General features: G+C 72.7%; 23 protein-coding genes, 1 tRNA gene and 1 pseudogene. 9 read left to right on the forward strand and 16 right to left on the reverse strand.

Features of this window, described 5'->3' with window-relative positions:
• Window positions 1-24 precede the first annotated feature (24 nt).
• The gene (locus tag OIE12_RS13780; RefSeq protein ID WP_329135169.1) at window positions 25-1,104 is read right to left on the reverse strand and encodes an energy-coupling factor ABC transporter permease; all 1,080 of its coding nucleotides are present in this window, start codon (window positions 1,102-1,104) and stop codon (window positions 25-27) included.
• Between the two features lie 292 nt (window positions 1,105-1,396).
• Between OIE12_RS13780 and OIE12_RS13785 the strand changes: the two genes are divergently transcribed.
• The gene (locus OIE12_RS13785) at window positions 1,397-1,744 is read left to right on the forward strand and encodes an SsgA family sporulation/cell division regulator (RefSeq protein WP_329135171.1); all 348 of its coding nucleotides are present in this window, start codon (window positions 1,397-1,399) and stop codon (window positions 1,742-1,744) included.
• Between the two features lie 75 nt (window positions 1,745-1,819).
• On the opposite strand, the gene OIE12_RS13790 is transcribed toward OIE12_RS13785, so the two are convergent.
• On the reverse strand, window positions 1,820-4,063 hold the full coding sequence (locus OIE12_RS13790; protein WP_329135172.1) for an MMPL family transporter: 2,244 nt from the start codon (window positions 4,061-4,063) through the stop codon (window positions 1,820-1,822).
• Window positions 4,064-4,247: 184 nt separating this feature from the next.
• Window positions 4,248-4,841 (reverse strand): TetR/AcrR family transcriptional regulator, encoded by a 594-nt coding sequence (locus tag OIE12_RS13795; protein ID WP_329135174.1) that lies wholly within the window; start codon window positions 4,839-4,841, stop codon window positions 4,248-4,250.
• A 354-nt stretch (window positions 4,842-5,195) separates the two neighbouring features.
• Here OIE12_RS13795 and OIE12_RS13800 point away from each other — a divergent pair, with 354 nt between their 5' ends.
• Window positions 5,196-8,630 (forward strand): S41 family peptidase, encoded by a 3,435-nt coding sequence (locus tag OIE12_RS13800; protein WP_443053818.1) that lies wholly within the window; start codon window positions 5,196-5,198, stop codon window positions 8,628-8,630.
• Window positions 8,631-8,639: 9 nt separating this feature from the next.
• Here OIE12_RS13800 and OIE12_RS13805 read toward each other — a convergent pair whose 3' ends face one another.
• Window positions 8,640-9,290, reverse strand: coding sequence for a MerR family transcriptional regulator (locus OIE12_RS13805; RefSeq protein ID WP_329135180.1), 651 nt, complete (start codon window positions 9,288-9,290; stop codon window positions 8,640-8,642).
• 156 nt (window positions 9,291-9,446) lie between these two features.
• Here OIE12_RS13805 and OIE12_RS13810 point away from each other — a divergent pair, with 156 nt between their 5' ends.
• The 4 genes from OIE12_RS13810 to OIE12_RS13825 all read left to right on the forward strand — a co-directional run bounded on the left by OIE12_RS13810 (window position 9,447) and on the right by OIE12_RS13825 (window position 13,131).
• Window positions 9,447-10,967 (forward strand): flavin-containing monooxygenase, encoded by a 1,521-nt coding sequence (locus OIE12_RS13810; RefSeq protein ID WP_329135182.1) that lies wholly within the window; start codon window positions 9,447-9,449, stop codon window positions 10,965-10,967.
• Window positions 10,964-11,893 (forward strand): alpha/beta fold hydrolase, encoded by a 930-nt coding sequence (locus tag OIE12_RS13815; protein WP_329135184.1) that lies wholly within the window; start codon window positions 10,964-10,966, stop codon window positions 11,891-11,893. Before OIE12_RS13810 ends, OIE12_RS13815 begins: the two co-directional genes overlap by 4 nt.
• Entirely contained in the window at window positions 11,890-12,777 is an 888-nt protein-coding gene (locus OIE12_RS13820; RefSeq protein WP_329135186.1) for an SDR family oxidoreductase, read from the forward strand. The genes OIE12_RS13815 and OIE12_RS13820 overlap by 4 nt, the downstream gene beginning before the upstream one ends.
• A 120-nt stretch (window positions 12,778-12,897) precedes the next feature.
• Window positions 12,898-13,131 carry a hypothetical protein gene (locus tag OIE12_RS13825; RefSeq protein WP_329135188.1) on the forward strand — a complete coding sequence of 78 codons (234 nt, stop codon included), beginning with the start codon at window positions 12,898-12,900 and terminating at the stop codon, window positions 13,129-13,131.
• Window positions 13,132-13,274: 143 nt separating this feature from the next.
• Here OIE12_RS13825 and OIE12_RS13830 read toward each other — a convergent pair whose 3' ends face one another.
• Both OIE12_RS13830 and OIE12_RS13835 read right to left on the reverse strand, forming a co-directional pair.
• Complete coding sequence (locus tag OIE12_RS13830; protein ID WP_329135190.1) at window positions 13,275-14,078, reverse strand: exodeoxyribonuclease III; 804 nt, start codon at window positions 14,076-14,078, stop codon at window positions 13,275-13,277.
• A gap of 19 nt (window positions 14,079-14,097) precedes the next feature.
• Window positions 14,098-14,328: a hypothetical protein gene (locus tag OIE12_RS13835; RefSeq protein WP_329135192.1), complete on the reverse strand. Its 231-nt coding sequence runs from the start codon at window positions 14,326-14,328 to the stop codon at window positions 14,098-14,100.
• A 112-nt stretch (window positions 14,329-14,440) separates the two neighbouring features.
• Between OIE12_RS13835 and OIE12_RS13840 the strand changes: the two genes are divergently transcribed.
• Window positions 14,441-14,917, forward strand: coding sequence for a GNAT family N-acetyltransferase (locus OIE12_RS13840; RefSeq protein ID WP_329135194.1), 477 nt, complete (start codon window positions 14,441-14,443; stop codon window positions 14,915-14,917).
• Here the strand turns inward: OIE12_RS13840 and OIE12_RS13845 are convergent.
• On the reverse strand, window positions 14,899-15,435 hold the full coding sequence (locus OIE12_RS13845) for a response regulator (protein WP_329141927.1): 537 nt from the start codon (window positions 15,433-15,435) through the stop codon (window positions 14,899-14,901). The two genes, OIE12_RS13840 and OIE12_RS13845, sit on opposite strands and share 19 nt — an antisense overlap.
• A pseudogene (locus OIE12_RS13850) lies at window positions 15,426-15,845 on the reverse strand (sensor histidine kinase); the annotation flags it as partial. The gene OIE12_RS13845 and the pseudogene OIE12_RS13850, both read right to left, overlap by 10 nt.
• A gap of 124 nt (window positions 15,846-15,969) precedes the next feature.
• Between OIE12_RS13850 and OIE12_RS13855 the strand changes: the two are divergent.
• Complete coding sequence (locus tag OIE12_RS13855; RefSeq protein ID WP_443053819.1) at window positions 15,970-16,404, forward strand: hypothetical protein; 435 nt, start codon at window positions 15,970-15,972, stop codon at window positions 16,402-16,404.
• A gap of 59 nt (window positions 16,405-16,463) precedes the next feature.
• On the opposite strand, the gene OIE12_RS13860 is transcribed toward OIE12_RS13855, so the two are convergent.
• The gene (locus tag OIE12_RS13860; RefSeq protein WP_329135196.1) at window positions 16,464-16,697 is read right to left on the reverse strand and encodes a hypothetical protein; all 234 of its coding nucleotides are present in this window, start codon (window positions 16,695-16,697) and stop codon (window positions 16,464-16,466) included.
• A gap of 1,082 nt (window positions 16,698-17,779) precedes the next feature.
• Between OIE12_RS13860 and OIE12_RS13865 the strand changes: the two genes are divergently transcribed.
• Window positions 17,780-18,397: a site-specific integrase gene (locus OIE12_RS13865; protein WP_329135198.1), complete on the forward strand. Its 618-nt coding sequence runs from the start codon at window positions 17,780-17,782 to the stop codon at window positions 18,395-18,397.
• Window positions 18,398-18,469: 72 nt separating this feature from the next.
• Here OIE12_RS13865 and OIE12_RS13870 read toward each other — a convergent pair.
• The 7 genes from OIE12_RS13870 to galU form a co-directional block, all read right to left on the reverse strand.
• Window positions 18,470-18,543, reverse strand: a tRNA-Ala gene (locus OIE12_RS13870).
• A gap of 83 nt (window positions 18,544-18,626) precedes the next feature.
• Window positions 18,627-19,928, reverse strand: coding sequence for a divisome protein SepX/GlpR (gene sepX, locus OIE12_RS13875; protein ID WP_329135200.1), 1,302 nt, complete (start codon window positions 19,926-19,928; stop codon window positions 18,627-18,629).
• Between the two features lie 154 nt (window positions 19,929-20,082).
• The gene (locus tag OIE12_RS13880) at window positions 20,083-20,718 is read right to left on the reverse strand and encodes a GNAT family N-acetyltransferase (protein ID WP_329141930.1); all 636 of its coding nucleotides are present in this window, start codon (window positions 20,716-20,718) and stop codon (window positions 20,083-20,085) included.
• A complete protein-coding gene (locus OIE12_RS13885) occupies window positions 20,715-21,242 on the reverse strand; it encodes a MogA/MoaB family molybdenum cofactor biosynthesis protein (RefSeq protein WP_329135202.1) in 528 nt (175 codons plus the stop codon). The genes OIE12_RS13880 and OIE12_RS13885 overlap by 4 nt, the downstream gene beginning before the upstream one ends.
• Window positions 21,239-21,718 carry a cyclic pyranopterin monophosphate synthase MoaC gene (gene moaC, locus OIE12_RS13890; protein ID WP_329135204.1) on the reverse strand — a complete coding sequence of 160 codons (480 nt, stop codon included), beginning with the start codon at window positions 21,716-21,718 and terminating at the stop codon, window positions 21,239-21,241. The genes OIE12_RS13885 and moaC overlap by 4 nt, the downstream gene beginning before the upstream one ends.
• A gap of 149 nt (window positions 21,719-21,867) precedes the next feature.
• Window positions 21,868-23,214 (reverse strand): molybdotransferase-like divisome protein Glp, encoded by a 1,347-nt coding sequence (gene glp / locus OIE12_RS13895; protein ID WP_329135206.1) that lies wholly within the window; start codon window positions 23,212-23,214, stop codon window positions 21,868-21,870.
• Window positions 23,215-23,218: 4 nt separating this feature from the next.
• A complete protein-coding gene (galU, locus tag OIE12_RS13900) occupies window positions 23,219-24,130 on the reverse strand; it encodes a UTP--glucose-1-phosphate uridylyltransferase GalU (protein WP_329135208.1) in 912 nt (303 codons plus the stop codon).
• Between the last annotated feature and the right edge of the window lie 46 nt (window positions 24,131-24,176).

A 24,176-nucleotide genomic window follows, 5' to 3' on the forward strand; every position in this document is an offset into this window, starting at 1 on the left:
CCCCTCGTCTCGGGCACGGTCATGTCAGACGTTCTCGGCGGCGGAGGTGTCGAGCGAGGCCGGGGAGGCGTCGTCCGTACGCCGCCTGCGGACGGCCCAGAAGACGCCGGTGCCCGCGACGATCGTGACGCCGACGCCGATCACCCCGGCGAGGCCGCCGGAGAGCCGGGCGTCGGTGATGTCCTTGACGCCGTAGTCGGCGAGCGGGGAGTCGGCGGAGGCGTGCTCCTTCTCCTTGGCGTCGATGCCCTTGTCGTGGGCGACCTTCTCCAGGCCGTCGGGGCTGGCCGAGGCGTAGAAGCTGACGAACCCGGCGAGCACGAGGGAGGCGACGAGCCCGGTGGCCCACACCGTGCGGCGGGAGACCCCGCCGGTGCGGGCGGCGGCGGGAACCGGTGCCGGTGCCGCGTCCGGGGCGTCGACGAGCTCGCCGCCCACCCGCAGCTTGAGCTTCTGCTGCAACCCGCGCGCCCCGTACACGAGGTCGGGGCGTACGGCGATGACGGCGCCGACGGTGAGGGCGGTGATGACCGCCTCGCCGATGCCGATGAGCACATGGACGCCGATCATGGCGGTGGCGACCTTGCCGAGGGACACGTCCGTGGTGCCGCCGATCGCGTAGATCAGCGTGAAGACGCAGGCGGCGGCCGGTACGGACAGCACCGCGGCGACGAAGGAGGCGACGGTGACCGAGCGCCGGGTGCGCGGCAGCACCTTCACCAGGCCGCGGAAGACGGCGTAGGCGACGACGGTGGTGGTGAGGGCCATGTCGGTGACGTTGACGCCGAGGGCGGTCAGACCGCCGTCGGCGAAGAGGATGCCCTGCATCAGAAGGACGACGGACACGCACAGCACACCCGTGTACGGCCCGACGAGGATCGCGGCGAGCGCGCCCCCGAGTAGATGGCCGCTGGTGCCGGCGGCCACGGGGAAGTTCAGCATCTGTACGGCGAAGATGAAGGCGGCCACGAGACCGGCGAGCGGCGCGGTGCGCTCGTCCAGCTCGCGCCGGGCACCGCGCAGGCTCACTGCGACGGCGCCGGCGGCTATGACCCCGGCGGCGGCGGAGGTGGGGGCGTTGATGAATCCGTCAGGCACATGCACCGTTAGATGATAGATGCTTGTTGCGAACCTCTTGCAAGAGCGCGTGCGGTGCCATTGCCCGACGATCATCTGACGGCCGCCCGCCGGACGCCCGGCGTTCCCTTCGGGGGAGCCGGCCCGCAACCCCTCCCGGAGCAGGTCAAACCCGTTCGTCCCGTACTGTGAGACTCCCCACGAACACGAAGAGTCGCCCCCTGACGCCGGGCCCGTCTCGCTCAACCGTGCGACAGTGGGAGGTGAGGTAGCGGATTCACAGCCTCTGCTTGGATTACGCAGCGTGAGGAGTCGTCCGATGTCCGTCGTCGAACAGTACGCACGAGCCCACGTGGTCACGGATGCCCCGGACGCCCAGGACACCGTCCCCGTCGTGCTGCGCTACGACCCCGAGGCAGACCCGCGCGAGGTGCGCGTCGGCCTGCCGGGTCCGCACGAGTGGAGCTTCTCCCGGGAGCTCCTGGAACGGGGCCTGCACACCCCGGCCACCACGGCCGACGTCAGCATCTGGCCCTGCGGGCGGGTCCAGGCCGTCATGGAGCTGCACACCGCACAGGGCGTCTCGGTGATCCAGTTCGAGGCGAAGACGCTTCTTCGCTTCCTGCGCCGCACGTACGTGGCGACGGCGGCGCCGGTGGCGGGCTGACGGTCCCGGACGGGACGAGAAAGGGGTGCCCCCGCGGCTGCGGGAGCACCCCTTCTCATTTCTCGGGAGCCGGCGTCAGACGCCGACCAGTTCCCGCCGGCCGTCCGGATCGGCGTCCGGGTCGTGCGGGCCGTCACCGTCCACCGCGCGCAGGCCCTCGCCCTCGACGTCGACGTTGGGCAGGGCGCGGTCCAGCCACTTCGGGACCCACCAGGCCTTGTCGCCGAGCAGGGCGAGCACCGCCGGGACCAGGGTCATACGGACCACGAACGCGTCGAACGCGACGGCGATCGCCAGGCCGAAGCCGATCATCTTGACCATCGACTCACTGGAGCCGATGAAGCCGGAGAAGACCGCGATCATGATGACCGCCGCGGCCACGACCACCCGGGCGCCGTACTTGAAGCCGGTGACCACCGCCTGGCCGGGGCGCTCGCCGTGGACGTACGCCTCGCGCATCCGGGTCACGAGGAAGACCTCGTAGTCCATCGCCAGGCCGAAGACGACGCCCACCATGAAGATCGGCATCATCGACATGATCGGGCCGGTCTCCTCGACCCCGATCAGGGACCCCAGCCAGCCCCACTGGAAGACCGCGACCACCGCGCCGAGCGCGGCGAGCACCGAGAGCAGGAAGCCGAGCGCCGCCTTCAGCGGGACCAGGACCGAGCGGAACACCGCGATCAGCAGCAGGAAGGCGAGGCCGACGACCAGCGCGAGGTAGGGCACCAGGGCGTCGTTGAGCTTCTGCGAGAAGTCGATGTTCATCGCCGTGGTGCCGGTGACCAGGACGTCGGCGTCGGTGGCCGACTTCACCGGGCCGTCGCCCGCGCGGATCGCGTGGACCAGGTCCTCGGTCCTGGTGGAGGACGGCTTGGAGTCGGGGATCACCGTGATGGTGGCGGTGTCGCCGGCCTTGTTGAAGGTCGCCGGGGTCACCGAGACCACGTCGTCCAGCTTCTTGATGCCGTCGGCCACGTCCGTCGCCGCCGCCTTGGGGTCCTCGCTCGACCTGCCGTCGACGACGATCATCAGCGGACCGTTGAAGCCGGGGCCGAAGCCCTCGGAGAGCAGGTCGTAGGCGCGGCGCTGAGTGGTGGAGGTGGGCTGCGAGCCGTCGTCGGGCAGGCCCAGCTCCAGCGAGGCGACCGGGGCCGCGAACGCGCCGAGGCCCAGCACGCCGACGATCAGGACGGCGACGGGGCGGCGCAGGACGAAGCGGGCCCAGCGGGTGCCCATGTTGGGCTTCGGTTCGCCGGAGGCGTCGGTCTTCTGCGGCCGGTTGCCGCCGAGGAAGCGGGCCTTCTCGCCGGCCGGCTTGATCCGCCGGCCCGCGTAGCCGAGCATCGCCGGGATCATGGTGAGCGCGATGAGGACGGCGACGACGACCGTGCCGGCCGCGGCGAGGCCCATCTTGGTCAGCATCGGCACGTTGACCACCGACAGGCCGGCCAGCGCGATCACGACGGTCAGCCCGGCGAAGACCACCGCGGAGCCCGCGGTGCCGGTCGCCCGGCCCGCCGCCTCCTCGCGGCTGCGGCCCTCGGCCAGTTCGGACCGGTAGCGGGAGACGATGAACAGCGCGTAGTCGATGCCGACCGCGAGGCCCAGCATCGCGGCCAGGATGGACGTGGTGGAGCCGAGGTCCAGCGCGCTGGCCAGGGCGGTGATGGTACCCACCCCGATGCCGACGCCGATGATCGCGGTGAGCAGCGGCAGTCCGGCCGCGAGCAGCGAGCCGAAGGTGATGACGAGGACCACCGCGGCGACCACGATGCCGATGGCCTCCGTGGCACCGCCCTCGGGCTCGGCGGAGAGCGCGTCACCGCCGACGTCGACGGTCAGCCCGGCGTCCCGCGCGTCCTGGGCGGCCTGCTCCAGGCCGTCCTTGGAGGCGTCGGCGAGCTCGCCGGGGCCGACCTTGTACGACACCGAGCTGTACGCGATCGTGCCGTTCTCGCTGAACGTCTTGGTGACGTACGGGTCGGAGACGGCGGCGACCTCGGAGCCGTCGCCGAGCGCGTCGATGGTCTTGTGCACCGCCGCCTTGGCGTCGGCGTCCGTGATCTTCTCGCCGGAGGGGGCCTTGAAGACGATACGGGCGGTGGCCCCGTCGGCGCTGGAGCCGGGGAAGCGCTGTTCCAGCAGGTCGAAGGCCTTCTGCGCCTCCGTGCCGGGTATCGAGAAGGAACTGTCGCCGGCGGCGGGCGCGTTGGCGGCGCCGACACCGGCGAGGGTGAGCAGCGCCACCCAGATCAGGGCGACGAAGTGCCGTCGCCGGAAGGCGAGTCGGCCCAGTCGGTACAGGAATGTGGCCACGCGGACGTACTCCCGGTCAGGTCGTGGTTGTGCTGGCAGGGTGATCGGTCCGGTGACCGGCGCTGGGGTGTGCCGGGGCAGGACCGACCGGCCCGACGACGAGAGCGGTCGTGCGTCAGGAACGGGTGGTGGGGAGGGTTTGGTGCGGGGGGGGTGGTGCGGGGGTGGAGAGGGGTTATGTGGTTCAGACGCCCAGGGCTGGGACGACGACGGCGTCGATGTACGAGCGCAGGAACGCCTGCGTCGGTGGCAGGTCCTCGATCAGCGCTCTGGTGACGAAGGCGCCGAGCATCATGTGGACCATGTACTTCAGCGCCGGGTTGTCCGGGCGGACCTCGCCGCGGGCGATGGCGCGGTCCAGGATCCGCTGGAAGCCGACGAGTTCGGGTTCGACGACGACCTCGCGCAGGGCCTGGTGCAGATCGGGGTTGGTGTGCACGGCCATGGCGACGCCGCGCATCAGGGCGTTGTTCTGCTCCATGGTGCAGTCGTCCTCGCGTACGACGAGGGCGTGCAGGTCTCCGCGGAGCGTGCCGGTGTCGATGTCGGCGGTGCCGCCGGGCTTGGTGTGGCGCAGTGCCTTGGCGACGAGCTGGGCCTTGCCGCCCCACTGGCGGTAGAGGGTGGCCTTGCTGGAGTGGGTGCGGGTGGCGACGGCGTCCATGGTGAGGGCGTCGTAGCCGACCTCGCGGAGGAGGTCGAGGACGGCGGTGTACAGCTCTGCCTCGCGCTCGGGTGTGATCCGGCTGCGGCGCGTCGTCGTGGCGACCTCGGTCATGACATCGACTGTACCGCGCCGAGCCAACGAAACGAAACGGTTTCGTTCGTGTTCTGGGTCACGTCCCTAGAAGCAGGGGGCGCCCCAGGTTTCAGGGGCGCGGCGCGGGACTGTGTCGACATACGGCTCCACCGCACGGGCGCGACAAACCAGCGTCCCCCTTTTCCGACCCCGCCAACCCAAGCCAACCAGGGGCGCGGGGAACTGCGCGAACAAGCACGACGCACCCGCACACGCCGACGCACTCGAACCCCCCGAGCTCCCCCGCCAGGCCCCCGCCCGGCCCCCGCCAGGCCCCCGCCAGGCCCCCGCCAGGCCCCCGCCAGGTTGCCCCGGCCGGAGGCCGGGCCAACCATGGACACGGTGAGGCACACGACGGCAGTCGAGACCCCCGGCTATCTCCGGTTCCCGCATCTTCACGAGAACCTCCTCTGCTTCGTCGCGGAGGACGACCTCTGGCTCGCCCCCCTCGACGGCTCCACCCACCCCCGCCGCCTCACAGTGGACCGCACCAGAACCGGCCACCCCCGCTTCTCCCCCGACGGCCGGCACATCGCGTACACCACCTGGCGCAGCCTCGACCCCGAGATCCACCTCGTCCCCGTCACCGGCGGCCCCGCCAGGCGCCTCACCTACTGGGGCAGCACCGACACCAGGGTGCGCGGCTGGACACCCCCCGACGCCGACGGCCACAGCGCCGTCCTCGCCGTCACCTCCCACGCCGAGCCCTTCTCGTACCTCACCTGGGCCCACAAGGTCGCCACCGACGGCCGTCCCGGCCGCAAGCTCCCCTGGGGCCCCGTCACCGACATCCAGGTCGCCGACCTCGACGGCGAACGCCGCACCCTCCTCCTCACCGGCACCCCGCCCCACGAACCCGCCTCCTGGAAGCGCTACCGGGGCGGCGCCACCGGCAGGCTCTGGCTGCACGGCCGGCGCCTCCTCGCCGACCTCGACGGCCACCTCGACGCCCCGATGTTCGTCGGCGACCGCATCGCCTTCCTCTCCGACCACGAGGGCGTCGGCAACCTCTACTCCTGCGCCCACGACGGCTCCGACCTGCGCCGCCACACCGACCACGCCGAGTTCTACGCCCGCCACGCCGCCGGCGACGGCACCCGGATCGTGTACCAGTGCGCGGGCGAACTGTGGCTCGTCGACGACCTCTCCCCCGGCGCCGTGCCCCACCGCCTCGACGTACACCTGTGCGGCCCGCGCGCCGGCCGCCGTACGTACCAGGTCCCGGCCGCCCAGCACGTGGACGGCGTCTGTGTGGACGAGACCGGCCGGGCCAGCGCGGTCGTCGTCCGCGGCAGCCTGCACTGGCTCACCCACCGCGACGGCCCCGCCCGCACCCTCACCGACACCCCGGGCGTACGGGTCCGGCTGCCGGAGATGCTCGGGGAGAGCGGCCAGGTCGCGTACGTCACCGACGCCGAGGGCGAGGACGCCGTCGAGATCGCCCATCTGCCCCGGGCGTCCGGCGCCCGGCCCCCGCGCCGGCTGGCCGCGGGGCGGCTGGGCCGGGTGCTGGAGATGGTCGCCGACCCCGCGGGCGAACGCCTCGCCCTCGCCTCCCACGACGGCCGGCTGCTCCTCGTCCGGGTCGGGGAGACAGAGGGGCAGGAGGGCCAGGAGGAGCAGGCGGGGCAGGAGGGGCAGGAGGGCCAGGAGGGCCAGGAGGAGCAGGAGGGGCAGGAGGGGCAGGAGGGGCAGGAGGGGCAGGAGGGGCAGGAGGGGCAGTCCGTCGCATGCGACGTCACCGAGTTGATCCGGTCCGTCAACGGGCCCGTGCGCGACCTCGCCTTCTCCCCGGACGGGGCCTGGCTGACCTGGTCCCACCCCGGCATCGGCCGCTCCCTGCGCCAGATCAGGATGGCCCGCATCGCGGGACCGGACACCGGCCCCGTCCTCGACGTCACCGACGGCCGCTTCGAGGACGAGAACCCCGTCTTCACCCGCGACGGCCGCTACCTCGCCTTCCTCTCCTGGCGCGGCTTCGACCCCGTCTACGACGTGCACACCGGCGACCTGTCCTTCCCGCTCGGCTGCCGCCCCTACCTCGTCACCCTCTCCTCGGCCACCCCGTCCCCCTTCGCCCTCAACCCCGAGGGCCGCCCGGCCGCCGGGGGCCTGGATCCCGTCGGATACGAGGACGAGGCCGGGGACGGCACGGTCACCGTCGAGGTGGAGGGCCTCGCCAGCCGGGTGACGCCGTTCCCGGTCACCGCGTCCAAATATTCGGCGCTGCACCCCGTCGCCGGCGGCGGACTGGTCTGGCTGCGCTGGCCGATCTCCGGTGCCCTCGGCGAGACCTTCGCCAACCCCGACGACCTCTCCGGCCGGCCCACCCTCGAACACTTCAACGTCGGCCGGGCGAAGAAGTCCGAACTCGTCGGCGACCTCGACTGGTTCGCGGTGAGCGGCGACGGCACCCGGCTGGTCGTCATGGACGAGGGCGACCTGCGCGCGGTGCCCGCCACCGAGGCCGGCGACGGCGACAGCACCGTCTGGATCGATCTGCGGCGCATCCTGCACCAGGTGGACCCGGCGGCGGAGTGGCGGCAGTCCTTCGACGAGGCGGGCCGGATCATCCGCGCCCACTTCTGGGACCCGGGCATGTGCGGCATCGACTGGGACGCGATCCTCGCCCAGTACCGTCCGCTGGTCGAACGCGTCGCCTCCCCCGACGAGTTCGCCGACCTGCTGCGCGAGGTCCTCGGTGAACTCGGCACCTCGCACGCGTACGTCGCCGCCGCCCGCCGCAACGAGGGCCCGCCGCACTACCAGCGCCCGCAGGGCCTGCTCGGCGCGGACCTGGTGTGCCGGGAAGGGCAGTGGGTGGTCCGCCGCATCCTGCCCGGCGACTCCTCCGACTCCCGCGCCCGCTCCCCGCTGGCCGGCTCCGGCATCCGCGAGGGCGCGGTCCTCACCCATGTGGACGGCCGCGCCGTCGACCCGCTGACCGGCCCGTACCCGCTGCTGGCCGGGGCCGGCGGTACGACGGTGGAGCTGACCTTCGCCCCGGCCGGGGAGTCCGGCGGCGGTGCCGCCCGCCGGGTCGCCGTCGTCCCGCTCGTCGACGACCGGCCGCTGCGCTACCAGCACTGGGTCGCCAGGCGCCGCGAGGTCGTGCGCGAGCTGAGCGGCGGCAAGTGCGGCTACCTCCACATCCCCGACATGGGCGGCTCCGGCTGGGCCCAGTTCAACCGCGACCTGCGCGGGGAGGTCTTCCGGCCCGCGCTCATCGTCGACGTGCGTGGCAACGCGGGCGGGCACATCAGCGAACTGGTCGTCGAGAAGCTGACCCGCACGATCCTGGGCTGGGACGTCACCCGCGACGCCCAGCCGGTGTCGTACGCCTCCGACGCCCCGCGCGGCCCGGTCGTCGCCCTCGCCGACGAGGCGACCGCGTCCGACGGCGACATGATCACGGCGGCGTTCAAACTGCTGGGGCTCGGCCCCGTGGTGGGCCAGCGGACCTGGGGCGGCGTCGTCGGCATGACCGGGCGGCACCGGCTGGGGGACGGCACGGTGATCACGGTGCCGATGAACGCGGCGTGGTTCGCCGCGTACGGGTGGTCGGTGGAGAACCGGGGCGTCGACCCGGACCTGGAGGCGCTGCGGACGCCGCTGGACTGGGCGGAGGGACGGCATGCGCAGCTGGACGACGCGGTGCATCTGGCGCTGACGCTGCTGGCGGAGCGTCCGGCGGCCGCGCCGCCGGCGCACACGGACATCCCCGACCGAACGCGGCCGAAGCTGCCGCCCCGGAACGGACAGGACTGAGTACACGCGCTACGAGGACGCCGCTCGCCTGTCCAGCGCCAGGGACAGTTCCGCCTCCACCACGCTCTTCGCCAGGGGGCGCAGGCGGGTCAGGGCCTCGGGGGTGTGGTGGGTGAGGATCAGGGTGGTGAAGAGGTCCGCCAGGGCCTCGGTGTGGGTGCGGACCCGGCGGGCGGCCGTCAGGACGTCGGCCAGCGGGATGCCCTCGCGGACCAGGGCCGCCGAGACGTCCAGCAGGCGGCGGCTGACGTGCACGATCTCGGCGCCGTCCGTGCCGAGATACCCCAGCTCCAGCGCGGCGGCCAGGTTCTCCGCGGTGGCCTCGGAGCCGAAGACGTCGGCCAGCGCCTCGGGGGTGAGGCGGACCGGGGTCTCCTCGCTCGGGCCGCCGACGCCGAGGAGGTCGCCGACGTCGCGGCCGTGGTCGAAGGCCTCGGCCAGCTCCGCTATCCCGGTGAGCGTGTGGCCGCGCTCCAGGAGCCCGGAGATCGTGCGCAGCCGGGCCAGGTGCGTGTCGTCGTACCAGGCGATACGGCCCTCGCGGCGCGGTGGCCGGATCAGCTTGCGCTCGCGGTAGAAGCGCAGCGTGCGCACCGTGATGCCGGCCGCCTCGGCCAGCTCCGCCATGCGGTACTCGCGCCGCTCCCCTTCGTCCGTCACCCCCGCAGCCTATGTCGTACCCGCGGTAACTTTCCTCGCCACAACCCCTACCCATCAGTAGAGCGCTGCCCTACAGTCCCACTGTGCCAGTGTTCACTGGCACGGTCGTACGGCCGGTAACGGGACGAGTACGCGAGGACGCGTGGAGGCGGTGGCATGGCCGAGCACGAGCATGTACGCGTGGCGGTGGTCGGGTCGGGGTTCGGCGGGCTCGGGGCGGCCGTGCGGCTGCGCCGCGAGGGGGTCACCGACTTCGTCGTCCTGGAACGGGCGGACTCCGTCGGCGGCACCTGGCGGGACAACAGCTACCCGGGGTGCGCGTGCGACGTGCCCTCGCACCTGTACTCCTTCTCCTTCGCGCCCAACCCCGAGTGGCCGCGCACCTTCTCCGGGCAGCCGCACATCCGCGCCTACCTGGAGCACGTCGCCGACACCTTCGGGCTCCGCCCGCACCTGCGCCTCGGCACCGAGGTGAAGCTGATGCGCTGGGACGGCGAGCGGCTGCGCTGGGAGATCGAGACGACCCGGGGCACACTCACCGCCGACCTCGTCGTCTCCGCGACCGGGCCGCTCTCCGACCCGAAGATCCCCGACATCCCGGGGCTCGCCGGCTTCCCCGGCAAGGTCTTCCACTCGGCCCGCTGGGACCACGACTACGACCTGCGCGGCAAGCGGGTCGCGATGATCGGCACCGGCGCCTCCGCCATCCAGATCGTGCCCGAGATCCAGCCGCGGGTCTCCCGCCTCACCCTCTTCCAGCGCACCCCGCCCTGGGTCATGCCGCGCGCCGACCGGGCCATCGGCCCCCTGGAGCGCGGACTGCACCGGGCGCTCCCGGTCACCGCCAAGGCGCGGCGCGGACTGCTGTGGGGCATCCGGGAGTTGCAGGTCCAGGCGTTCACCAAGTGGCCGAGCGAACTGGACGTGGTGGAGCGGCTGGCGAAGCGGAACATGGCCCGGGCCGTCAAGGACCCGGCGCTGCGCGCCCGGCTCACCCCGGACTACCGCATCGGCTGCAAGCGCATCCTGCTGTCCAACACCTACTATCCGGCGCTCGCGCGGGCCAACACGGACGTCGTCGGCGCCCTCGCCGAGGTGCGCGGCTCCACGCTGGTCTCGGCCGACGGCAGCGAGGCCGAGGTGGACGCCATCGTCTTCGGCACCGGCTTCCACGTCACGGACATGCCGATCGCCGAACGGGTCGTCGGCGCCGACGGCCGCACCCTCGCCGAGTCCTGGCAGGGCGGCATGGCGGCACTGCGCGGCGCCTCCGCCGCCGGGTTCCCCAACTGGATGACGATCATCGGGCCCAACACCGGCCTCGCCAACACCTCGATGATCCTGATGATCGAGTCCCAGCTGAACTACCTCGCCGACTACGTGCGGCAGCTGGAGCTGCTCGGCGGCTCCGGCCGGGCCGCGCTCGACGCCCGCCCCGCCGCCGTCGACGCCTGGAACCACCGGGTGCAGGAACGCATGAAGCGCACGGTGTGGAACACCGGCGGCTGCACCAGCTGGTACCTGGACGCGAGCGGCCGCAACACCACCATCTGGCCGGGCACGACGGGCGAGTTCCGCCGCGCCACCCGGCACGTCGACCTCGCCGAGTACGACGTCCTGCGCGCCCCCGCGCGGGAACACGGCGGCGCGGAGCACACGGTGGAGGCGGGCGCATGAGCCGTACGACACCCGCGCCCACCGACCCGTACGCCCCCGTCGAGCCGGGGCGCGTCCTGACCGTGACCTCGGCCGACGGGGCCGTGCTCCACGTCGAGGTGCACGGACCCGTCGACAACCCGGCAGCGCCCGCCGTCGTCCTCGCGCACGGCTGGACCTGTTCGACCGCCTTCTGGGCGGCACAGATCCGCGAACTCTCCGTCGACCACCGCGTGATCGCCTACGACCAGCGCGGCCACGGCCGCTCCCCGGCGAGCGAGGCGTGCGGCACCGACGCGCTCGCCGACGACCTGGAGGCCGTGCTCGCCGCCACCCTGGCACCCGGCGAACCGGCCGTGATCGCCGGGCACTCGATGGGCGGCATGACGATCATGGCCGCCGCCTCCCGGCCCGGGTTCCGCGCGCACGCGGCGGCCGTCCTGCTGTGCAGCACGGGCAGTTCGCGGCTGGTCGCCGAGTCGCTGGTGGTGCCGCTGCTGGGCGCGGGCCGGCTGCGCACCTGGCTCACCGGGCGCGTCCTCGGCTCCCGCGCCCCGCTCGGCCCGGTCACGCCGCTCGCCCTGCGCGTCCTCAAGTACGCCACGATGGGCCCGGGTGCGTCCCCGGCGATGGTCAGGGCGTGCGCGCGGATCGTGCACGCCTGCCCGCGCCGGGCCCGGTACGCGTGGTCGCAAGTTCTCGACGCGCTCGATCTCGACCACGGGGTACGCGCGCTGCGGGTGCCGACGGCGGTGGTCGCCGGGACGGCGGACCGGCTGACCCCGCCCGTGCACGCCCGGGCGCTGGCCGCCGCGCTGCCGGACTGCGTCTCGCTGACCGAACTGCCCGGGGTCGGGCACATGACACCGGTGGAGGCACCGGACCTCGTCACCGGGAAGATCCGTGAACTGGTCCGTGGCTACGTCGAATTGAAGGAGGGCGCATGAGCAGGACGAAGCTGGAGGGGCGCGTCGCGGTGATCACCGGCGCGGCCCGGGGCGTGGGCGAACTCCTCGCCCGCAAGCTGTCCGCGCGCGGGATGAAGGTGGCCCTCGTCGGACTGGAGCCGGAGGCGCTGAAGGAGGTCGCCGAGCGGCTGCACACCGAGGGCGCGTACTGGCACGCCGACGTCACCGACCACGAGGCGATGTCCCGGGTCGCCGCCGAGGTGCGCGAGCGGTTCGGGCGGGTGGACGTCGTCGTCGCCAACGCCGGTGTCGCGCTGGGCGGTCCGTTCGCCGTCTCCGACCCGGACTCCTGGCGCCGCGTCATCGAGGTCAACCTCATCGGCTCCACCGTCACCGCGCGCGCGTTCCTGCCCGCGCTGCGGGAGCGGCGCGGCTATCTGCTCCAGGTCGCCTCGCTCGCCGCGCTCACTCCGGCGCCGATGATGTCGGCGTACTGCGCGTCCAAGTCGGGCGTGGAGGCGTACGCGCACAGTCTGCGCGCCGAGGTCGCGCACGAGGGGGTGGGTGTCGGGGTCGCGTATCTGTCCTGGACGGACACGGACATGGTGCGCGGGGCCGATCAGGACGACGTGATGCGGGAGCTGCGGCAGCGGCTGCCGTGGCCGTCCAACAAGACGTATCCGCTGGGCCCGGCCGTGGACCGCATCGTCGCCGGGATCGAGCGGCGGGCGCCGCATGTGTATGGGCAGTGGTGGCTGCGCGGGATGCAGGGCGTGCGGGGGTATCTGCCGGGGCTGATAGCGACCGTGGGGCAGCGCGAGATGCGGCGGTTCGCACCGCGGCTTGAGCGGGTGCGGACGGGGCTCGTGGGGGCGGGCGGAGCGGCCGACGAGGCGTCCCGAGGCCCTGTGACAGGGCGCTGACCTGGTGCTTTCTTGGCTCATCACGGAGGGTGAGTGATCGACGAGCGGTGCGTGACCGGGCGTGTCACGCTAATCGGGCCCGATCCCCTCAACCCCCCTTGGGAGTGAACACACATGGGCATGAAGGACCAGTTCCAGGAGAAGTCCGAGCAGCTGCGTGAGCGTGCGCAGGAGCGCATGGGCCAGGGCGGCCAGGGCCGCCCCGACCGCCAGGACCGCCCCGAGCGACAGGGCCGCCCCGGCGGGCAGGAGCGCCAGCGGCCGGGCGGGTCCCCGCAGGAGCGGGGCCGCCGCGAGATGGACGACATGGCCCACGAGGAGCGGGACCGGTTCGACTCCGACTACGACGTCTGACCGACGCGCAGTCAAGCGTTACGGCTTCACCCACGAGAGGTGGGGTATCCGGCGCCCTTCCCGGCCACCGGTGCCCCACCTCTTCGTTTGCGGCTGCGGGCGAGGGCGAAAAATCCGGGCGAACCCCCACCCACCCCCACCCCCTACACGTCGTACACGACAGTGACCGGCGCATGGTCGGACCACCGCTCCGCATGCGACGCCGCCCGCTCCACGACCCCCTTCACCGCCCGCCCCGCAAGCCCCGCCGTGGCCACGGCGAGATCGATCCGCCACCCCGAGTCGTTGTCGAACGCGCGCCCCCGGTACGACCACCACGTGTACGGCCCCGCCACCCCCGGATGCAACGCCCGCATCACATCCACATACCCCCCGTCCGACGCGTCGAGCACCCTCCCCAACCACGCCCTCTCCTCCGGCAGGAACCCGGAGTTCCTGACGTTCCCCCGCCAGTTCTTCAGGTCGGCCTCCTGGTGCGCGATGTTCCAGTCCCCGCACACCACGACCTCCCGCCCGTCCGCCGCCGCCCGTACCCGCAGTTCCTTGAGGTACACCAGGAACTCGTCCATGAAGCGGAACTTCTCGTCCTGCCGCTCGGTCCCGACCTCCCCCGAGGGCAGATACAGGCTCGCCACGGTCACCCCCGGCAGATCCGCCTCGACGTACCGCCCGCTGCCGTCGAACTCCTCGGACCCGAACCCGACGCGCACCCGGTCGGGCTCGCGCCGGGTGTAGAGGGACACCCCCGCTCGCCCCTTCGCCGCCGCCGGCGCATGCACCACATGCCACCCCTCCGGCGCCCGCACGGCCTCGGGCAACTGCTGCGGCTCGGCCCGGACCTCCTGGAGGCAGAGCACGTCCGCCGAGGTCCCGGCGAGCCACTCGACGAAGCCCTTGCGCGCGGCGGCACGCAGGCCATTGACATTCACGGAGGTAACGGTCAGCACCCCGGCACGATACCCGGGCTCACGGACGCCGCAGCGCGGCCACCTCCCGGGCGACCGTCCGGCAGCTGTCGACGAAGTCGCGCGCGGCGACGGCGGTGACGTCACCGGCCCCGTGCACGGCCCGGTCGCGCAGCAGCCGGAGCCGGCCGAGGACGCCGAGGGCACGCGGCGACAGCCCGGCCACGGCGGCACCGGCGGCGGCACCGCCACCCCCGCGTCCGCCGTTGGTGGCCCGTGCCACACCTCTCAAGGCCCGTCACCGCCGAAAGCCACGGGAAATCACCACACGCCCCACGTACGCTACGGAGGCGCACACCACCTCGGACACATCACCTCATCCGCATAGAAGTACGATATCCCGCATGTTTATACGCCCTGTCTCCTTCGACCACCCCGACGCCGTCAAGCTCAACGACCTGGTGCAGGCCGAGTACGACCTCCGCTACGGCGACGGCGGTGACATCACCCCGCTGGACCCGGCGATGTTCGCCCCGCCCACCGGTCTGTATCTGATCGCGTACGACGAGCGCGACCGGCCCGTGGCGACCGGCGGCTGGCGCACCCAGAACGCAGGCGACGAGGGCTACGCGGACGGGGACGCCGAGCTCAAGCGGATGTTCGTGGTCGAGGAGGTACGCGGCCGGGGGCTGGCCCGCCGGGTCCTGTCGCAGCTGGAGGACGACGCCCGCGCGGCGGGGCGCACCCGGATGGTGCTGGAGACCGGCACCAAGCAGCCGGAGGCCATCGGCCTGTACACCTCCAGCGGCTACGAGCCCTGCGCCAAGTTCGGCCTGTACCGCGACTACCCGGACAGCCGCTGCTACGCCAAGCCGCTGTAGGGTCCTGTCGTCAGGCCCGCAGGGCGGCCCTCGGCGACCAGCGCCAGCACCTCCCGCTCGCGCGGGGTCAGCCGCTCCAGCGGGTCCCGCCGCCGGCGCAGCAGCTGCCGTACGACCTCGGGATCGACGACCGTGCCGCCGGCCGCGACCTCGCCGAGCGCGGCCACGAACTGCTCGACCTGCCCGATGCGGTCCTTGAGCAGATAGCCGACGCCGGTGCCGTCCCCGGAGTCGAGCAGCTCGGCGGCGTAGGCGCGCTGCACATACTGGCTGAGGACGAGGACCGGCAGCCCGGGCCGCTCCGCACGCAGCCGCACGGCCGCGCGCAGACCCTCGTCCTTCAGGCCGGGCGGCATGCGGACGTCGGTGACGACGACGTCGGGGGCGTGCGCGGCGACGGCGGCGAGCAGCGCGGGCGCGTCCCCGACCGCCGCCACGACCTCGTGCCCGAACCGGGTGAGCAGCCCGACGAGCCCGTCCCGCAGCAGCACACTGTCCTCGGCGAGGACTACGCGCAGGCGCCGGGGCCCGCCGGGAGCACTGTCGGCGGGAGCGTCGTCGGGGGCTGGCTCGGCTCGCAACGGATCTCCACACGCAGCAGGGTCGGTCCGCCCCGCGGGCTGGACAGGGAGAGTCTGCCATCGAGCACCGACACCCGGTCGGCGAGCCCGGTCAGCCCGCTCCCGGCGGCCGGATCGGCGCCGCCGTCGCCGTCGTCGGAGACGGTGAGGACGAGCCGTCCGCCGCGGTGCCCGCCCTCGACCCGCGCCCGCCCGGCCCCGCTGTGCCGGGCCACGTTGGCCAGCGCCTCGCAGACGACGAAGTACGCGGCGGCCTCGACGGGCGGGGGCAGCCGGCCGGGGAGGTCGAGGGCGACGTCGACGGGGACCGGGGAGCGGTCGAGGGCGTCGGCGGCGTCGGCCGTGAGGGCGCCCCGCGGCGGGGCGCCCGGCGCAAGCCACCGGCGCGCCCCGACGCCGTGCGGCGGTCCTGGCCACCGGCACCGGGAACAACGGCGTGTACGTACCCCGGCCAACGCGCCCGGCGCCCCGGTGGACCGGGTCGACGTGGGGGTGGCGAAGGGCGCGGACGCGGCGGCGGTGGCGCGCTCCCTGCGCACGGCGGCGGAGGCGACCGGCGCACGGGTCTCCACGAGGGCGCAGTGGGTGTCGGCGCACGCCCCGCACACCACCCGCACCACCCGTCTCGGCTACGCCCTGGTCCTGGGCATCGCCCTGCTCTACACGGGCATCTCCCTCGCCGGCACCCTGGCCATGGCCACCGCGGCCCGCACCCGCGACCTGCGCTCCCTGCGCCTGACCGGCGCGACCCGCGCCCAACTCCTGCGCCTGGCCACGGCGGAGACCCTGCTCCCCACGGCCCTCACCCTCCGCCGAAGCACTCCGCGTCCGGTCGCAAACGCAGAAATCCCACCCGATCAATCAGATCGGGTGGGATCTCGTGTGCGTGGACCTGAGGTGATTTGAACCCCTGGCCCCTCGATGCGAACTATAGGCAAGGGGGCCGTTGAGGTCTCTAGGGCTGGTCAGATGGTCCGCGAGGGGCCATGACGGCCGATGGCAGTCAGCGCGGTTGCTGTACTCCTCTGCTGTACAGCAACTCCAGCGGAGGCTGCGGTGACCGCCTCCAATACCGCCACGTACGCGCCGATGACGTCGCTGGCCTCACGCCACGTGACAACGATGATCACAAGTACTGCGATCACCCAGAATTTCGGGCTGTGGTTTGACAGCACCTGCAGGGGAAGAGCCACACTCATCACTGAGCCTCCAAAGGGTTCACCGCCCACCTCTGCCGCCTCGCCGGGAAGCCTGCGCGGCAAGGTGGGCTTTCTCGTTGCCTGCCTACGCATGATGCAACACCGAAGCCGACCGGAGGAGTTGTGTGGCAGTTGTTTAGAGGCGACAACCAAGTGGGGACAAGTGCATGAAGTTGGCTGCCAACTTCCCCAGGTATGCCGGAGTCTCCGCGGGCCCGCAGGTGCCGCATGCGGTCGGCGGAGCGGCTTTGGGCTGGAGCTGCTTTGGGGCGAGTAGTCATGGACCCGTAAGCTTCCGGCGCGTCGGGCAGTCTGTGGACCTGCCCGGTAAAGCACGACGTTGGGGCCAAGACCTTAGAGGCTCGCCCCAAAGTGGCTGCCTGACTGGCTGTTCTCTATCCGTGCGGGTGGTCGGTCGGGTCTCGAACAGGGTGCTGGATCGGGTGAGTTGTCGGGTGCGCGGGCATGAAGGAAGGCCTCTTGGCAGCTCGCGGTTGTCGAGTCCAGCGAGGAGCAAGAGGCCGCGTGGTCGTGGTGGCCGGGTCCAGTCCGGCCACTCCTGGGTGTGACTGTCTCGCCCACAGGTTCGGGAATGCGGCCGACCGTCCGGGGCGTCGGCCCCGGTACGGCTCGGACCTGAGCGATGCCGAGTGGGCGACAGTGCGGGATCTGCTGCCGGTTCCGGGATGGCCGGCGGGCCGGGACGGGCGGCGGAAGCGTTCTCCTCGGCCAGTGCCTCCAGATACTGCTCCAGGCCGATCACCCGGCGCCGGTGCCCTTCTTCCGCCTCCGCCAGAGCCGCCCGCACCCGGTCCAGCTCGGCTTCAAGGTCCTTCACCTGCGCGGCCGCGGCCTTCTGCCGCGCCTGTAGAACCGCCCGCATCGACGGCATCCGCCACCTCCACGACATCTCGTCCGGCAACAAGCCCAGGCTGCCGCGGCAGCCGTTACTTCATGCCTGACCAGCGAAAACGTCACACGAGGTTCGGAAAGGGAACGACCTCTGAGGAGCTGATCTCCAAGAACGTCGCGGGCCTGGTTAGGTGCGATCGGCTCGGAAGACGAAGCGGCACCCCTGGTCGGTGGAAGAGGCCCGGAAGTTCCTCGAAGCGGCCAGCACTGCTCGTGACCCGCTCTACGCGGCGTACGTGCTCATCCTGGTCTCGGGCTTCCGACGTGGCGAGGTGCTGGGCCTCACGTGGGACAGCGTGAACCTGGACGCTGGAGAGATCACCGTGCAGATGCAGCTACAGCGGATCAACCGGCGCCTGATCCATGACGAGACCAAGACCGAGGCATCCGCAGCCACGCTCCCACTGCCACAGATCTGCATTGCGGCGCTCCAACTCCGGAAGAAGGAGCAGGAGGCTGCGAAGCAAGCGGCCGGCGAACTGTGGTCGGACTCCGACTTCGTGTTCACGACGCGCTACGGGACACCGTTCGAGCCGCGCCACTTCAACCGCCGGTTCGTTGACCGGTCGGCCAGGGCTGGCGGTCGGCAGATCCGCTTGCACGACACTCGCCACACGTGCGGCTCACTGCTCGCCGCGCTCGACGTCCACCCTCGCGTCGCGATGCAGATCCTTCGACACAGCAAGATCGCGGTGACGATGGAGTTCCACACACACGTCCCGTCGGAGTCGACCCGGCGGGCGCTGCGGAAGCTGGGCAAGCATCTCGGGAAGCAAGATCCGAAGTAGTTGCTGTACTTCGCTGCTGTACGACATGTCAAAGCCCCGGTCGGGAGATCCCTACCGGGGCTTTGAGCTGCGTGGACCTGAGGGGATTTGAACCCCTGGCCCCCTCGATGCGAACGAGGTGCGCTACCGGACTGCGCCACAGGCCCTTGCAACGAGTGAAACTCTAGCATCCCCGTCCGGGTGCTTGGTAATCCGTTCCCGGCAGGTCAGCCGAGGGGTGGTGGGGGCGTCACTCGTTGGCGGCGCGGGGCCGGTCGGTGTCCTCGTACTGGTCGAAGAGCGGGGTGCGGCCGCGGCCGCGGGAGCGGCGGGCCGAGGCGGCGCGGCGGGCGTCGCTGCGGTCGGAGGAGGCGCCGTCCGGCTTCTCCTCCGCCTGGCCGGCGTCCGCGGCGGACTCCGGGCGGGCGGCGCGGTCGCGGGCCTCGCGCGGCCTGCCGCCGCCGTCGCGGTGCGCGCCCGTGCCGGTGTCCGGGTCGGCCGCGCTGGAGCGGGCCGCGCTCCAGGTGTCCGGCGCGGACAGGTCGACGTGCGGGGTGGCGCGGGGGGCGACCGGCGCGGTGACGTACGTCGGCAGGGGCACCGGGACCGGGTCCCAGCTGTCGCCGTGGCCGGGCCGGCGCTGCCGCTCGCGCTGCTGGTCGACCCACTCGGCGTGGTCGGTCTGCTCGACGAGCGCGCGGCGGTCGGCGGCGAGCGCGGACAGGCCCGGGTCGGTGGCCGGCTCGGGTCCGTCCTCCGGTTCGTCGGTGTCGGCGTCGAGGGCCGCGGGGCGCTGCCGGGGCCGGCGCTCGCGCAGCCGCTGTGCGGCGACCTCGGCGCGCTGCCGGTCCATCTGGTAGGCGAACCGCTTGCGCTCCTGCGCCCGCAGATAGGCGATGTACCCGCTGAGCAGCACGGCCGGGACGGCGGGCGCCCACAGGAAGGCGAGCCCGCCCACCGCGGCGACGACCGCGCCCAGGGTGAAGGCGAGGAACAGCATCACGGTCGTACGCCGCCGGCGCGCGAGCACCTTGGAGCGCCGGGCGCGCGCGAGGGCCTCCGCCGACTGCGCCCGACGCGCCGCCGGAACGGACCGGGACGCCGCCTTCGCCGTCTGCTGCCGCTCGGGAGCCGCCGACTCCCGCTCGGGGGCCTCCTGCTGCGGCACCGGGGCGGGCCGGTCCGGCCGGGCGGACGGCTCCGGCCGCGCGCCCTGCTGCGGCGGCACCGGCGCGGACCGCTGCGGCGCCGGGCCGATCCTGGTGTGCGCGCGCTGTCCGGCCGGGGGCATGGCGAAGGCCCGGACGTCCACCGAGGCGGTGACGTCGTCCGGGTCGGCGTCGCGCTCCGACTCGTCGGCGGAGCGGGCGCGCAGGTCCCTGGCGTACCGGCGCTCCATGCCCGCCCGTCCGGAAAGCAGCCGGATGGCGGTGCTGAAGCGTTCCGTCGGACGGGCCTCGTTCAGCTCGTCCTGCCTACGGAGCCACATCGGCACCAAGTAGGCGGCCCAGGCCCCGACAATGACTGCGTAGATGAGGCCGCTGCTGCTCACGCTCACACGGTAGAGGGGTTTGCATGAGGCCATCCGCCAATTGGGCCGGTGTGTCGCACGATCTGGCTGATATTTCGAGCATTTTTTGTGATCGATGCGGTCACGAGCCCGATCGCTCCGTGCTGTATTTCGAACACCATTTCGAACGCATTTTTTATTTGCTGGTTCCGCCCGCCCGTTCGGCCCGCCGGCGGCGCCAGCGTGCGAGGAGTCCCTCGGGAACCTCGTCGGCGGTCAGCGCGAAGACGAGATGGTCCCGCCAGGCGCCGTCGATGTGGAGATAACGCGGGCGCAGTCCCTCCTCGCGGAATCCGAGTTTCTCCACCACCCGCCGACTGGGCCGGTTCTCGGGGCGAATGCAGACCTCGACCCGGTGCAGTCCGACCGTGCGGAAGCAGTGGTCGACGGCGAGGGCGACCGCCGTCGGCATCACCCCGCGGCCGGCGACCGCCTCGTCCACCCAGTAGCCGACGTGCCCCGAGCACATCGAGCCCCAGGTGATTCCGGCCACCGTCAACTGGCCGACCAGGCGCCCCTGGTACTCGATCACGAAGGGCAGCATCCGGCCGGCGCCCGCCTCGGAGCGCAGGTGCCTGACCATCTGCCGGTAGGTCGGGCGGTGGACGATCGGGCCGCTGGGCGTGGGCGGCGGGATCGTCGCCTCCCAGGGCCGCAGCCAGTCGCGGTTGCGCCGGTTGACCTCGCGCCAGACCCGCTGGTCGCGCATCTTTATGGGCCTCAGCAGAACGTCGCCGTCCGCCAGTTCGACGGGCCAGGAGGGGGTGTTCAGCGCGCACCCCCGGTGCTCGGCCCGGCGTGGTCGCCGCCGCGGAGTTGGTCGACCGCGTGCTTCAGTAGCGGTTCCAGCACCGCCAGGCCGTCCTTCACGCCACCGGTGGAGCCGGGCAGGTTGACGATCAGGGTGCCGCCCGCGATCCCGGCCAGGCCCCGGGAGAGGGCTGCCGTGGGCACCTTGTCGCGGCCGTACGCGCGGATCGCCTCGGCGATGCCGGGGATCTCGCGGTCGAGCACCGCGCGGGTCGCCTCGGGGGTGCGGTCGGTGGGCGAGATGCCCGTGCCGCCGGTGGTGAGGATGACGTCGTAGCCCGCCTCGGCGCCCGCGCGCAGGGCGGCCTCGACGGGGTCGCCGTCGGGGACGACCTGGGGGCCGTCGACGGCGAAGCCGAGGCCACGCAGGCCCTCGGCGATCAGCGGGCCGCCCCGGTCCGCGTAGACCCCGGCGGCGGCCCGGTTGGAGGCGGTCACGACCAGCGCACGGTAGGACGCGCTCCCCGCCGTCGCGTCGCCTGTCATGCCCGGCTCCAGTCGCCCGACGCGCCGCCCGTCTTCTCCTCCACCCGTACGTCCGTGATGACCGCCCCCTTGTCGACCGCCTTGACCATGTCGATCACGGTGAGCGCGGCGACGGAGACCGCGGTGAGCGCCTCCATCTCGACGCCCGTGCGGTCCGTGGTGCGTACCGCGGCCCGGATCTCCACGGCGTCGTCCGCGACCGACAGATCCAGCTTGACACCCGCCACCGACAACGGGTGGCACAGCGGGATGAGGTCGGGGGTGCGCTTGGCGCCCATGATCCCGGCGATGCGGGCGGTGGCGAGCGCGTCGCCCTTGGGCATCCCCTCACCGCGCAGGAGTTCGACCACGCGCGGTGAGACCAGTACGCGGCCGCTGGCGCGGGCGGTGCGCTCGGTGACGGCCTTGCCCGAGACGTCGACCATGCGGGCGGCTCCCGCGTCGTCGAGGTGCGTCAGTCGGTCCTGCGTGCTCATGTGGTGTGCGCTCCCGGTCACGGCCCGGGCCCGGACGGTCGGGCGCCCGGGCCTGTGTGCAGCGACACGCTACCGCCAACCGGCGCCCGGCGGCCGAACGGGAGCCTCCGCATCCCTGGCCGCGGGGCCGCCGCCGTGCCTCCCGCGGGTCAGCCGAGCAGGACGACCTCGACCTCCGTGCCGGGCTCCACCGACTCCACGTCCTCCGGGACCACGATCAGCGCGTCGGCATGGGCGAGCGCCGCCACCAGGTGGGAGGAGGCGCCGCCGACCGGGGTCACGGTGCCGTCGGCGTACCGGCCGCGCAGGAACTGGCGGCGGCCCGCGGGCGAGGTCAGCGCCTTGCCGGACTCCAGGACGGCCCGGACGGTGGGCCGGTGCACGTCCCCCAGGCCCATCAGGGCACGGATCGCGGGCCGGACGAACAGCTCGAAGGAGACGTACGAGGAGACGGGGTTGCCCGGGAGGGCGAGCAGCGGGGTGTGGTCGGGGCCGACGGCGCCGAAGCCCTGGGGCTTGCCTGGCTGCATGGCCAGCTTGCGGAAGTCGACGCCGGGCCCGGCCGGCGCCTCTTCGTCGCCCTCGGTGGCGCTCTCGTCGCCGACGGCGGACAGCGCCTCCTTGACGACGTCGTACGCCCCGACGCTGACCCCGCCGGTGGTGACCACCAGGTCGGCGCGGACGAGCTGGTCCTCGATGGTGGAGCGCAGGACGTCGGCGTCGTCGGTGACGGCGCCGACCCGGTAGGCGATCGCCCCGGCGTCCCGGGCGGCGGCGGTGAGGGCGAAGCTGTTGGAGTCGTAGATCTGGCCGCCGCGCAGCTCCTCGCCGGGCTGGACCAGTTCGCTGCCGGTGGAGATGACCACCACGCGCGGGCGCGGGCGCACGCGTACCGAGCCGTGGCCGACGGCGGCGAGCAGGGCGATCTGGGAGGGGCCGAGGACGGTGCCGGCCTCCAGGGCGCGCTCCCCGGCGGTGGTGTCGCTGCCCTTCGCGCGCACGTGCGCGCGTGCCTCGGCGGGGCGGTGGACCTGGACCTGGCCGGTGGCGCCCTCGGGGGCGGCGCTGCGGGCGGTCATCTTGGTGACGGGGCCGCCGCCGAGGCCGCCGTCGGTCCACTCCACGGGGACGACGGTCTCGGCGCCGGGCGGCAGCGGGGCGCCGGTCATGATGCGGGCGGCCTGCCCGGGGCCGACGTGGAGCGGTTCGGCGGCGCCCGCCGCGACGTCGCCGACGACCGTCAGGGCGGCCGGGAACTCCTCGCTCGCGCCCGCGACGTCCGCGACCCGTACCGCGTACCCGTCCATGGAGCTGTTGTCGAAGGGCGGCAGCGACACCGGCACCATCACGTCCTCGACCAGGACGCAGCCCTGGGCGTCGAGGAGTTGCAGTTCGATGGGGTCCAGGGGGCGGACGGTGGAGAGGACGTCCGAGAGGTGCTCGTCCACCGACCACAGGCGGTCCGGGTCGTCGGGGCGGGTCGCGGCGGCGCTCAAGTCGCTACATCTCCTCGGTCACGTAACGGCGAAGCCAGGCCCGGAAGTCGGGGCCCAGGTCTTCACGTTCGCACGCGAGTCTGACAATGGCACGCAAGTAGTCGCCGCGGTCACCGGTGTCATAGCGCCGGCCGTCGAACACGACGCCGTGCACGGGCCCGCCGACCTTTTCGTCCTCGGCCAACTGCTGGAGGGCGTCGGTGAGCTGGATCTCGCCGCCGCGGCCGGGCTCGGTCTTGCGCAGTATGTCGAAGATGTGCGGGTTGAGGACGTAGCGGCCGATGATGGCGTAGTTCGAGGGGGCGTCGGCCGGTTCGGGCTTCTCGACCAGGCCGGTCACCTTGACGACGTCGCCGTCCTCGGTGGGCTCGACGGCGGCGCAGCCGTAGAGGTGGATCTGCTCGGGGGCGACCTCCATGAGGGCGACGACGCTGCCGCCGCACCGTTCCTGGACCTGGACCATGCGGGCGAGGAGGGGGTCGCGCGGGTCGATCAGGTCGTCGCCGAGGAGGACGGCGAAGGGCTCGTCGCCGACGTGCGGGGCGGCGCACAGGACGGCGTGGCCGAGGCCCCGGGGGTCGCCCTGGCGGACGTAGTGGATGGTGGCGAGGTCGCTGGACTCCTGCACCTTGGCGAGCCGTCCGGCGTCGCCCTTGCGCTGGAGGGCCGACTCCAGTTCGTAGTTGCGGTCGAAGTGGTCCTCCAGAGGGCGCTTGTTGCGGCCCGTGATCATGAGGACGTCGTCGAGCCCCGCGGACACGGCCTCTTCGACCACGTACTGGATCGCCGGCTTGTCCACGACCGGCAGCATCTCCTTGGGAGTGGCCTTGGTCGCCGGCAGGAACCGTGTACCGAGGCCCGCGGCGGGAATGACGGCCTTGGTGATCCTGCTGATCGTTGGGTTCGACTCAGTCATGTCCGTCACCATATCCGGTCGATATGTGCGGAATCTGTGGAACTGA

Source organism: Streptomyces sp. NBC_00670 (assembly GCF_036226765.1).
In the GTDB taxonomy this organism is placed as follows: domain Bacteria; phylum Actinomycetota; class Actinomycetes; order Streptomycetales; family Streptomycetaceae; genus Streptomyces.